Consider the following 13,041-nt stretch of genomic DNA (forward strand, 5'->3'; position numbering starts at 1 on the left):
CTATGCTGCGGATTCAACTAAGGAACCATCGTGACGAGGGACGACGCCATGTTCTACGTGCAACGCAACGCCAATGGCCAGTTGCTGCGGGTAGAAGCTGCCCCCTATGCCGAATTCACGGAAATGCTCCCGGCCGACCATACCGACATCCTCGAATGGTTTGCCGACGACGTGGTCGAAAACAGCCTGCGCCAGCTCAAGCAGAGCGACCTGGACATGATCCGCGTGCTGGAGGACCTGATCGACGTGCTGACCACCAAGGGCGTGATCAGCATCACCGACTTGCCGGCCGGCGCCCAGGCCAAGTTGCTCAACCGCTCCAACGCGCGCCAGGCACTGGGCAGCCTGAACAACCTGATTGAGGAAGATGAAAACACTGGTTTGATCTGAGCGGCATTGAGCAACCCGACGCGGTCCCACAGGACAGGGTCGTAAACCTCATCAGCGCTCGCGCAGGGCCTCGGTGCGGGCCTTGATGATTGGCTTGAGCAGGTAGCTCATGATGGTCTTCTTGCCGGTCTTGATGTCCACCGTGGCGACCATGCCGGGGATGATCTGCAGCGGCTTGGCGTCGCTACCCAGGTGGCTCTTGTCGGTACGCAGGCGGATCGGGTAGTAGGTGGTCTTCTTGTCTTCATCGGTGATGGTGTCGGCGCCGATCTGCTCGAGTTTGGCCTCCAAGCCGCCGTAGATGGTGTAGTCATAGGCAGTGAACTTGACCATGGCCTCCTGCCCCGGGTGCAGGAAGGCGATGTCCTTGGGCAGGATCTTCGCCTCGATCACCAGCGTATCGTCCAGCGGCACTATCTCGATGATGTCGCTGCCCGGCTGGATCACCCCGCCGATGGTATTGACCAGCAGCTGCTTGACGATGCCGCGCACCGGCGAGGTGACCAGGGTGCGGTTGACCCGGTCGTCCAGCGCCTTGGTAGTGGCGGTGGCCTTGTTCAGGTCGGTGCGGGCCTCGTTGAGCTGGGTCAGGGCGTCGCTGCGGAACTTGCCACGGGTTTCCTCGATCTTGCTCTGCACTTCCTTCACCGCCGCTTCGGCGCGCGGGATGGCCAGTTCGGTGGCGTCCAGCTCGCCTCGGGTTTCCACCTCGGAGCGGCGCAGGCGCAGGATCTCGACCTGGGAAACCGCCCCCTTGGCCACCAGCGGTTCGGACATGCCGATCTCTTGGCGCAGCAACTGCAAACTGTTGGCGTACTGGGCGCGCTTGGAGTTGAACTCGCGCAACTCCTGCTGCTTCTGCACCAGTTGCTGCTGCTGGCCATTGATTTCGTCATTCAATTGCTGACGCCGGCTGGCAAACAGTGACTCTTCGCTGGCCGCCTGGCTCGGCGCGGCCTTGCGCAGCTCTTCGTCGATCTTCAGCGGCGTGTCCTCGACTTCGGCACTGAGCCGCTCGACGCGCAGGGCCATGGCCACGCGTTCGGCCTCGGTTTCGCCCTTGTTCGAGATGAAGCGGGTTTCGTCCAGGCGCAGCAGCGGCTGGCCAACTTCGACGATTTCCCCTTCCTTGGCGAAGATCTCGGCGACGATGCCGCCTTCGAGGTTCTGCACCTTCTGCACCTTGGATGACGGAATGGCCTTGCCCTCGCCACGGGTGACTTCGTCGATGGGCGCAAAGCTGGCCCAGACGATGAGGAACAGGAAGAACGCGATCACGCCCCAGATGGTCAGGCGCACGACGCGCGGGGCGTCTTCGATGAGCGCTTTGTTGACCTCGGGCAGCGGCTGCCCGTGCAGCGAGTCGGAGCCTTTGAAATAGCGGCGCAGGCTGTCCTTGAACTGACCGACATCGAGCTTATGCAACACTGATCTGCCCCTTCTTCAGTGCATCCATAACGGAAGCTTTCGGGCCATCGGCAACCACCTGGCCACGGTCGATGACGATCAGCCGGTCGACCAGCGACAGCAGCGAGGCGCGGTGGGTCACCAGCAGCACGGTCTTGTTCTCGATCACCGCCTGCAGGCGCTGCTTGAGGCGCTCTTCGCCGGTATTGTCCATGGCCGCCGTGGGCTCGTCGAGCAGCAGGATCTGCGGGTTGAGCAGCAGCGCACGGCCCAGGGCGACGTTCTGCCGCTGGCCGCCGGAGAGGTTCTGCCCACGCTCTCCGACCTGCAGCTCATAGCCATCGGGGTGCAGCCGGGCGAACTCGTGCACACCGGCCAGTTCGGCGGCCTGCAGGATCAGCTCGTCCTCGATGTAGCGCGCCCCGCTGACCAGGTTGTCGCGCAGCGTACCGGCCAGCAGCTGGATGTCCTGGGGCACGTAGCCGACGTTGTGGCGCAATTCGCTGACGTCGATCTGGCGGATGTCCACGCCGTCCACCAGCAGCGAGCCGTTGTCTGCCTCGTACAGCCCGACGATCAGCTTGGCCAACGAACTCTTGCCCGAACCACTGCGGCCGATGATGCCGACCTTCTCGCCCGGGCGGATGTTCAGGCTGATGTTCTTCAGGGCCATGTTCTGCTGGTTCGGGTAGGTGAAATCGACCCCGCGGAACTCGATTGCACCCTGCAGCACCTGGCGGCTCAGCGGGCGCTCCTCGAAGTTGCGCTCTTGCGGCAGCTCCATCATCTGGTTGGTCGAGACCATGGTCACCTTGGCCTGCTGGTAACGCGCGAGCAACCCGTTCAACTGCCCGAGCGGACCGAGTGCACGACCACTGAGCATGTAGCAGGCCACCAGGCCGCCCATGCTGAGGTTGCCGTCGATGATCTGATACACGCCGACGCAGATCATCGCCACGCCGGCCAGCTGCTGGATCATCAAGGTGATGTTCATGGCCAGGCCCGACAACACCTTGACCCGCAGTTCCAGGCGGCTGAGGGTCCCAAGGGTCTGCTCCCAGCGGTACTGGCGCTCGCTCTCGGCGTTGTTGACCTTGACCGCATCCAGCCCGGCCAGAGTTTCGATCAGGCTCGACTGGCGTTCGGAGGCCAGCGCCATGGTCCGCTCCATGGTCGCCATCAAAGGTTTTTGCAGGGCATAGCCGATGCCCAGCGCCAACGGGAAGGCGAGGACCGGGATCCACACCAGATGGCCGCCGACGATGGCGATGACCATGAGAATGATCAGGGTGAATGGCAGGTCGATCAGGCTGGTCAGGGTCAGCGAGGCGAGAAAGTCGCGCAGGCCCTGGAACTCGTGGATGTTCTGGGCAAAGCTGCCCACCCGCGCCGGTCGGTATTTCATCGACATGCCGACGATGCGCTCGAACAGCGTGGCCGAGATGATCAGGTCGGTCTTCTTGCCGGCCAGGTCCAGGCACAGGCTGCGCAGGCCCTTGAGGATCAGGTCGAACAGGTAGGCACCGGTAATGCCCACAGCCAGCACCCACAGTGTCGAGGTGGCCTGGTTGGGCACCACACGGTCGTAGACGTTCATCACGAACAGCGGCGCGGCCAAGGCGATCAGGTTGATCACCAGGCTGGCGGCGATGGCATCCATGTACAGCCACTTGCTGCGCAGCAGGGTGTCGCGGAACCAGGATTGGGCCCGCGGGATCAGGTTGCCGTGGTTGACGTCGTACTTGTGCTGCGGCTGGGCGAAGAACACCTTGCCGCTGTAGTCCTCGACCAGCGCCTCGCGACTGACCAGCACCTCACCGCCGTCGCTCTCGCTGAGCAGCAAGCGTGCGGTGTCGGCGTTTTCCCACCCCAGCAGCACTGCGGCGCGGCCTTCCTTGAGCAGCAGCATGGCCGGCATGGCGATGCTCGGTATCTGCTCCAGCTTGCGCTGCAACAGGCGCCCCTGCAGGCCGGCACGGGCGGCGGCACGGGGCAGCAGCTCGGCGTTCAGACGCTGGGCCGGCAAGGGTAAGCCGGTGGTCAGCATCACCCGGCTGGCGGGTTTCTGATGCAGCACACAGAGGGTCAGCAGGCAATCCAGCAATGGATCGTCGTGCTGACTACGCGGGTCGTGACTGAGCTGGGCTCGACGGACTTCGGATTCCACGTGGCGCTCTCTTCCTTGCGGTAGTTGGGGCAGGCACCCATCAACAATGGCCCGGCATTCTTTAAAGCAGACGACATCACTGTTCGAAGGTTTCAAATCGCCAAGACTTTCTGCACATAGCCAACATCGCGCAGCGATAGGGAAAGACTAACGCGAGATACGCGCGGCGCAAGCCAGAAGTTATGCAACGCCTTCTCCACTCTTGCGAAAGCCAGATATGACAAGGCCTCCATGCCATCCTGCCTGCCAAAGACCGACAACATCTATGCAACTAATACGAAAGTGAGAATTGGCAATCAGCTATTTCACGATATGACTTTAGATTGGCCTTCGCTCGCAAAACAGCGAACCAAGTCAATATTTCGACTGTCTTTTAACGCGCAAGCGTTCAATGCACGGAAGTTTGACGGGCCTATAAATAGAGGCACTTTCAAATCATTCCACAACCCGCCGGTTTCGAGCGCCGGAGGGGCATGGAAGACACTGGTCGAGTCATCTGGAGAGTCCCATGAGCACCGTCGTCGCCATCGTCAAAAGCATTGTTGGCCAAGTCATCGCGGTATCGCCAGAAGGCATCCGCCGCGTGCTCATCGAGGGAGACCGCCTGTTCGCAGGCGAGCAGGTGCTGACAGGCGTGGGCGGTGCCGTCACCCTGCAGCTGACAGACGGCCGCTATGTGGACCTGGGCCGCGACAGCCAGTGGAGCGCCAGCGCGTCCGACCACAGTACCGACATGTGCATGGCCACCGCGCAGACGGCACCGTCGGTGGAGCAGCTGCAGCAGGCGATCCAGGCGGGTGCCGACCCGACCACGGCGCTGGAAGCCACCGCTGCCGGCCCGACCTCCTCGGGCAGCAGTGGCGGCGGCGCGCTTGGCGGTGGCCACAGCTTCGTCCTGCTTGAGGAAACGGCTGCCCGCGTCGACCCGAACATCGGCTTCCAGACCGGACCGCTGAATTTCAGCGAAAGCCTCAACTTCGATTTCGCCGCCGGGCCACAGACCGCAACCACTGCGCTGGTCGCCGAACTGGCTACCGCCGTAGTGCTGAGCGCGACGCCGTCGATCAGCGAGGCCGGCGGCAGTATCGTGTATGTCGCCACGGTCGGCCAGGCGCCGCTCAGCGCGCTGACCGTAACCTTGTCCAATGGCGCGGTGATCGCGATTGCCGCCGGGCAGACCAGTGGCTCGGTGACCGTGCCGGTCACGCCGGGCACCACGGTGTATGCCGATGACCGTCACGTGTCGACCACGATCATAAGCACCAGTGGCGGCGGCATTGCGGTCAGCATCGATGGCACCCCGGCCGACACCCGCGTGGTCGGCACCGTCGATACCACCACCGCCACCCTCAGCGCCAGCCCGAACGTGACCGAAGGCGGTGCGATCACCTACACCGTGACCCTGAGCAACCCTGCCCAGACGCCTGTCGCCGTCACCCTGTCCAACGGCCAGGTCATCAGCATCGGCGCGGGGCAGAGCAGCGGCAGCGTGGTGCTGCAGACGGCAAATGATGTGTACAAGGACACGACCACCCTCAGCGCCCACATCACCTCCGCCACCGGGGGCAACTTCGAGCATCTGCAAGCCAACCCGGCTCCCGTTCTGACCGTGGTCAGCGATTCGACCGACACCAGCACCGTCACGCTGACCGCCACGCCCTCCGTGGCCGAGGGCGGCACCATTGTCTACACCGCCAGCCTTTCGGCACCGGTGACCGGGACGCCGGTGGTGGTGACCCTGACCAACGGCCAGACCATTACCGTGGCGGTCGGCCAGAGCAGCGGCACGGTTAGCGTGCCGGTCGGCGACGATGTTTATCAGGGCCAAGGGCAAGGCCAGGTCAGTACCAGCATCTCCGGGGTTTCCGGGGGGAACTTCGAGAATCTGGTCGCCAACCCCGCGCCGGTCAGCACTACCGTCAGTGATATCCAGGACGTCACCACTGTCAGCCTGAGCGCGAGCCCGAGCGTGGCCGAAGGTGGCCAGATCATCTACACAGCGACCCTCAGCAACCCGGGCCAGACCGCCGTCACCGTGACCCTGAGCAACGGCCAGAGCATCACCATCGCGGCCAACCAGACCTCGGGCAGCGTCAGCGTGGCCGCGCCTGCCGATGACCACTACGCCGATGCCAGCCTGATCAGCGCGCGCATCACCGGTGCCAAGGGCGGCAGTTTCGAAAGCCTGGCAGTCAACGGCACGCCGGCGGTGACCTCTGTCACCGATACCCTCGACACCACGACCGTGACCCTGACCGCCACGCCGTCGGTGGTCGAAGGCGGCACCATTGTCTACACAGCCACTGTCAACGCGCCGGTCACAGGCTCACCCGTAGTGGTGACCCTGGCTAATGGGCAGAGCATCACCATTGCCATCGGCCAAAACTCAGGTTCCACCACGGCGGCCGTCAGCAATGACGCCTACCAGGGCCATGCGCCAATCAGCAACAGCATCACCGGTGTCAGCGGCGGCAGTTACGAGCAGTTGGTGGCCAACCCAACGCCGGTAAGCACCACCGTCACCGATGTGCAGGACACCGCCACTGTCACCCTCACCGCCACGCCGTCGGTGGCCGAAGGCGGCACCATCCTCTACACCGCCACAGTGGGGGCGCCGGTCACCGGTAGCCCCATCACCGTCGACCTGGCCAACGGTCAAACCATTACCATCCCGGTCGGGCAAAGCTCCGGCACCGCCACCGGTGCGGTGTCCAACGACGCCTATCAAAGCCATGCCGCCGTCACCAACAGCATCATCAGCGTCAGTGGTGGCAACTACGAAAACCTGGTCGCGGACAAGACCCAGGTCAGCATCAACGTCACCGATGTGACCGACGTCACCACGGTCTCGCTATCGGCAACGCCGAGTGTCGCTGAGGGTGGCCAGATCGTTTACACCGCGACCTTGACCAATGCTGCGCAGTCTCCGGTGACCGTGACCCTGAGCAATGGCCAGACCATCACCATCGCCGCCAACCAGACCTCCGGCAGTGTCGCGGTCGCCACCCACGGTGATAACCCGTACCTCGATGCCGGCGAGGTCAGCGCCAGCATAACCAACGCCTCGGGCGGTAACTTCGAGAATCTCGCGGTCAACAGCACGCCGGCAGTGACCAATGTCACCGATACCGTCGACACCTCGACTGTCAGCCTAACCGCCACGCCTTCGGTGGCTGAAGGCGGGACGATCGTTTACACCGCAACGATGACGGCCCCGGTCACGGGTTCTGCCGTCTTGGTCACCCTGGCCAACGGGCAGACCATCACCATTCCGGTCGGGCAAAGCTCGGGGACCGCCACGGCTGCGGTCTCCAACGACGTCTACCAAGGCCATGCCGCAGTCAGCAACAGCATCAGCGATGTGTCCGGAGGCAACTACGAGAGCCTGGTCGCCGAAAAGACCCAAGTCAGCACCACTGTCACCGATGTGACCGATACCACCACGGTGACGCTGACAGCCACACCGTCCGTGGCCGAGGGCGGCACGATCCTCTACACCGCAAGCGTGGGTGAGCCGGTCACCGGAAGCCCGCTGGTGGTCAGCTTGGTCAACGGCCAGACCATTACCATTGCCGTCGGCCAGAGTTCGGGCACCGCCACGGGCACCGTCAGCAACGACGTTTATCAGGGCCACGCCGCTGTCACCAACAGCATCAACAGCGTGTCCGGCGGCAACTATGAAAACCTGGTGGCAAACAAGGCGGCGGTAAGGACTACCGTCACTGATGTGACCGACACCACCACCGTTACCCTCACCGCCACGCCAACCGTGGCCGAAGGCGGCACCATCGTCTACACCGCCACTGTCGGTGCTCCGGTCACCGGCAGCCCAGTGGTGGTGAACCTGGCCAACGGCCAGACCATCACAATCGCCGTCGGCCAGAGTTCCGGCACCGCCACGGGTGCTGTCAGCAACGATGTCTATGGAGGCCATGCGTCGATAACCAACAACATCACATCAGTCACAGGCGGCAATTACGAGAATCTGGTCGCCAACCAGACACCCGTCAGCACCAACGTTACCGACGTGACCGACACAACCACGGTCACGCTGACTGCCACACCGTCCGTAGCCGAGGGTGGCACCATCCTCTACACGGCCAGCGTGGATGCGCCGGTTTCCGGCAGTCCGGTCGTAGTCAATCTGGCCAATGGGCAGACCATCACCATTGCGGTCGGGCAAAGCTCTGGCACCGCCACCGGTGCAGTGACCAACGATGTCTATGTAGGCCACGCCGCCGTCATCAACAGCATCACCAGCGTCAGCGGTGGCAACTACGAAAACCTGGTCGCCAATCAGTCACCGGTCAGCACCAGCGTCAACGACGTGCAGGACACCACCACCGTCACCCTCACCGCCACACCGTCCGTGGCAGAGGGTGACACCATCATCTACACCGCGACGGTAAATGCGCCGGTCACCGGCAACCCGGTCTTGGTCAGCCTGGCCAACGGCCAGACCATCACCATTGCCGTCGGAGAGAGTTCAGGCACCGCCACCGCGGCCGTGAGCAACGACGTCTATCAGGGCCACGAACCGATCACCAACAACATCACGGCTGTCAGCGGCGGCAACTACGAAAACCTGGTCGCCAACAGCGCCACGGTCAGCACCACCGTGACCGATGTGACCGACACCACCACCGTCACCCTGACCGCCACGCCGTCCGTAGCCGAAGGCGGGTCCATCCTCTACACCGCAACCCTGGGCGCGCCGGTCACTGGCAGCCCGGTCGTCGTGAGCCTGACCAACGGCCAGACCATCACCATTGCCGTCGGTCAGAGTTCGGGCACCGCCACAGGCACCGTCAGCAACGACGTTTATCAGGGCCACGCCGCTGTCACCAACAGCATCAGCAACGTGTCCGGTGGCAATTACGAAGCGCTGATCGCTAACAAGACCCAAGTTATTACTAGTGTCACTGATGTGCAGGACACCACCACCGTTTCGCTGTCGGCCACCCAGACCGTCGCTGAGGGCGGGCAGATCGTGTACACCGCGACACTGACCAATGCAGCACAGTCTCCGGTGACAGTGAACCTTAGCAACGGGCAAACCATCACCATCGCCGCCAACCAGATCTCTGGCAGCGTCAGCGTCGCCACCCACGGTGATAACCCCTATCTTGATGCCGGCCAGGTCAGTGCGCAGATCACCAATGCGACTGGCGGCAATTTCGAGAATTTGGCGGTCAACAGCACCCCCGCTGTGACCAATGTCACCGATACCGTCGACACCTCGACCGTCAGTCTGACCGCCACGCCTTCGGTGGCTGAAGGCGGAACGATTGTTTACACCGCCACGGTGACCGCACCGGTCACTGGCTCCGCCGTCGTGGTCACCCTGGCCAACGGACAGACCATCACCATCCCGGTCGGGCAAAGTTCGGGTACCGCCACGGCTGCAGTCAGCAACGACGTCTATCAGGGCCATCCTGCGGTCAGCAACAGCATCAGCAACGTGTCTGGCGGCAACTATGAGAACCTGGTGGCAAACAGGGCGGCGGTAAGCACTACCGTCACTGATGTGACCGACACCACTACTGTTACCCTCACCGCCACGCCAAGCGTGGCCGAAGGCGGCACCATCCTCTACACCGCCACTTTGGGCACACCGGTCACTGGCAGCCCGGTCGTCGTGAGCCTGACCAACGGCCAGACCATCACCATTCCCGTCGGCCATAGTTCGGGCACCGCCACGGGCACCGTCAGCAACGACGTTTACCAAGGCCACACTGCTGTCACCAACAGCATCAGCAACGTGTCCGGCGGCAATTACGAAGCGCTGGTCGCGGACAAGACCCAGGTCATTACTAGCGTCACTGATGTGCAGGACACCACCACCGTTTCGCTGTCGGCCACCCAGAACGTGGCTGAGGGTGGTCAGATCGTCTACACCGCCACCCTGACCAATGCGGCGCAGTCTCCGGTGACCGTCACCTTGAGCAACGGGCAGACCATCACCATCGCTGCCAACCAGACCTCCGGTAGCGTCGCGGTTGCCACCCACGGCGATAACCCGTACCTCGATGCCGGTCAGGTCAGCGCGCGCATTACTGGTGCAACGGGCGGCAACTTCGAGAATCTCGCGGTCAACAGCACTCCCGCGGTGACCAACGTCACCGATACCGTCGAAACCTCGACCGTGAGCCTGACCGCCACGCCATCGGTGGCCGAGGGCGGGACGATTGTTTACACCGCCACCGTGACTGCGCCGGTCACCGGCTCTGCCGTGGTGGTGACCTTGGCCAATGGGCAGACCATTACCATTCCGGTCGGGCAAAGTTCAGGGACCGCCACGGCTGCAGTCAGCAATGACGTCTATCAGGGGCACGCCCCGGTCACCAACAACATCACGGCCGTCAGTGGTGGCAACTACGAAAGCCTGGTCGCCAATACCGCGACCGTGAACACCACCGTTACTGATGTGCAGGACACCACCACCGTTACCCTCACCGCCACACCGTCGATGGCCGAGGCCGGCACCATCGTCTACACGGCGAGTGTGGATGCCCCGGTCACCGGCAGCCCGGTCGTCGTGACCCTGACCAATGGCCAGACCATCACCATTCCGGTCGGCCAGAGTTCCGGCACTGCCACCGGTACCGTGAGCAACGACGTCTATCAGGGCCATGCTCCCGTCACCAACAGCATCACCAGTGTCAGCGGTGGCAACTACGAAAACCTGGTCGCCAACCAGTCACCGGTCAGCACCAGCGTCACCGATGTGCAGGACACCACCACGGTCTCGCTGTCTGCCACCCAGACCGTGGCTGAGGGTGGTCAGATCGTCTACACCGCCACCCTGACCAATGCGGCGCAGTCTCCGGTGACCGTCACCTTGAGCAACGGGCAGACCATCACCATCGCTGCCAACCAGACCTCCGGTAGCGTCGCGGTTGCCACCCACGGCGATAACCCGTACCTCGATGCCGGTCAGGTCAGCGCGCGCATTACTGGCGCAACGGGCGGCAACTTCGAGAATCTCGCGGTCAACAGCACTCCCGCGGTGACCAACGTTACCGATACCGTCGAAACCTCGACGGTGAGCCTGACCGCCACGCCATCGGTGGCCGAAGGTGGAACCATCGTCTATACCGCCACGGTGACCGCGCCGGTGACCGGCTCTGCGGTGGTGGTGACACTGGCCAATGGGCAGATCATCACCATTCCGGTCGGGCAAAGTTCGGGCACAGCCACGGCTGCGGTATCCAACGACGTCTACCAGGGCCATCCGGCAGTGAGCAACAGCATCAGTAGCGTGTCCGGCGGCAACTACGAAAACCTGATCGCCAACACCGCCACTGTCAGCACCACCGTAACCGATGTGAACGACACCACCACGGTCTCGCTGTCAGCCACCCATACCGTGGCTGAGGGCGGACAGATCGTCTACACCGCGACACTGACCAATGCCGCGCAGTCTCCGGTGACTGTAACCTTGAGCAATGGCCAGAGCATCACCATTGCCGCCAACCAGACCTCCGGCAGCGTCAACGTCGCCACCCACGGCGATAACCCGTACCTCGATGCCGGCCAGGTCAGTGCACGCATTACCAGCGCAACGGGCGGCAACTTCGAGAACCTGGCAGTCAACAGCACACCGGCGGTGACCCAGGTCACCGATACCGTCGATACCTCGACCGTCAGCCTGACCGCCACGCCATCGGTGGCTGAAGGCGGGACCATCGTCTACACCGCCACGGTGACCGCTCCGGTTACCGGCTCTGCTGTGGTGGTGACCCTGGCCAACGGGCAGACCATCACCATTCCGGTCGGGCAAAGTTCAGGGACCGCCACGGCTGCGGTCTCCAACGACGTCTACCAAGGCCATGCCGCAGTCAGCAACAGCATCAGTGATGTGTCCGGCGGCAACTACGAAAACCTGGTCGCGGACAAAACCCAGGTCAGCACCACCATCACCGACGTGACCGACACAACCACGGTCACGCTGACTGCCACACCGTCGATGGCCGAGGACGGAACCATCGTCTACACGGCGAGTGTGGATGCCCCGGTCACCGGCAGCCCGGTGGTGGTCACCCTGACCAATGGCCAAACCATCACCATCGCTGTCGGCCAGAGTTACGGCACCGCAACCGGTGTAGTTGGCAACGACGTGTACCAGGGCCATGCCCCGGTCACCAACGCCATCAGTAACGTGTCCGGTGGTAACTACGAAAACCTCGTCGCCAACACAGCTACCGTGAGCACCACCGTCACCGATGTGCAGGACACTACCAGCGTTACCCTCACCGCCACACCGTCCGCGGCCGAGGGCGGCACCATCCTCTACACGGCCACCGTGGATGCGCCCGTCACCGGCAGCCCGGTCGTAGTCAATCTGGCCAATGGGCAGACCATCACCATTGCCATTGGACAAAGCTCCGGGACCGCCACTGGCGCAGTGTCCAATGACGTCTATCACGGCCACGCGGCAGTCACCAACAGCATCAACAGTGTGTCCGGCGGCAACTATGAAAACCTTGTCGCGGACAAAACCCAAGTCAGCACGAGCGTCACCGATGTGCAGGACACTACCACCGTTTCGCTGTCGGCCACGCCGAGCGTGGCTGAGGGTGGTCAGATCGTCTACACCGCCACCCTGACCAATGCTGCACAGTCCCCAGTGACCGTGACCCTGAGCAACGGCCAGACCATCACTATCGGCGCCAACCAGACCTCCGGCAGCGTCGCGGTTGCCACTCATGGCGATAACCCGTACCTCGATGCTGGACAGGTCAGTGTACAAATTACGAGCGCATCAGGCGGCAACTTCGAAAATCTCACGGTCAACAGCACGCCTGCGGTAACCAATGTCACCGATACCGTCGACACCTCAACCGTCAGCCTGACCGCCACGCCGTCCGTGGCCGAAGGTGGGACCATCGTGTACACCGCCACGGTGACCGCTCCGGTCACGGGTTCTGCCGTCGTGGTGACGCTGGCCAACGGGCAGACCATCACCATTCCGGTCGGGCAAAGTTCCGGAACCGCCACGGCTGCGGTATCCAACGACGTCTACCAAGGCCATGCCGCAGTCAGCAATAGCATCAGCGATGTGTCAGGTGGCAACT

The 13,041-nt window shown here is 63.1% G+C and carries 3 protein-coding genes and 1 pseudogene; 2 read left to right on the forward strand and 2 right to left on the reverse strand.

Going from position 1 to position 13,041, the window contains the following annotated elements:
• The first annotated feature begins 48 nt into the window (after positions 1 to 48).
• Entirely contained in the window at positions 49 to 390 is a 342-nt protein-coding gene (locus C2H86_RS11165) for a tryptophan synthase subunit beta (protein WP_159413084.1), read from the forward strand.
• A gap of 51 nt (positions 391 to 441) precedes the next feature.
• Here C2H86_RS11165 and C2H86_RS11170 read toward each other — a convergent pair whose 3' ends face one another.
• Together C2H86_RS11170 and C2H86_RS11175 are read right to left on the reverse strand one after the other, a co-directional pair.
• Positions 442 to 1,818 (reverse strand): HlyD family type I secretion periplasmic adaptor subunit, encoded by a 1,377-nt coding sequence (locus C2H86_RS11170; protein ID WP_159412599.1) that lies wholly within the window; start codon positions 1,816 to 1,818, stop codon positions 442 to 444.
• Positions 1,808 to 3,964: a type I secretion system permease/ATPase gene (locus tag C2H86_RS11175; RefSeq protein ID WP_159412600.1), complete on the reverse strand. Its 2,157-nt coding sequence runs from the start codon at positions 3,962 to 3,964 to the stop codon at positions 1,808 to 1,810. The genes C2H86_RS11170 and C2H86_RS11175 overlap by 11 nt, the downstream gene beginning before the upstream one ends.
• 739 nt (positions 3,965 to 4,703) lie before the next feature.
• Between C2H86_RS11175 and C2H86_RS28690 the strand changes: the two are divergent.
• A pseudogene (locus C2H86_RS28690) lies at positions 4,704 to 13,031 on the forward strand (retention module-containing protein); the annotation flags it as partial.
• Positions 13,032 to 13,041 lie beyond the last annotated feature (10 nt).

Origin of the sequence: Pseudomonas putida (assembly GCF_009883635.2) — a bacterium.
Lineage (GTDB): Bacteria > Pseudomonadota > Gammaproteobacteria > Pseudomonadales > Pseudomonadaceae > Aquipseudomonas > Aquipseudomonas putida_W.

What these genes read in the sequence shown, in the direction of transcription:
- C2H86_RS11165 (WP_159413084.1), top strand. Translation starts at nt 49, where the DNA reads ATGTTCTACGTGCAACGCAACGCCAATGGCCAGTTGCTGCGGGTAGAA.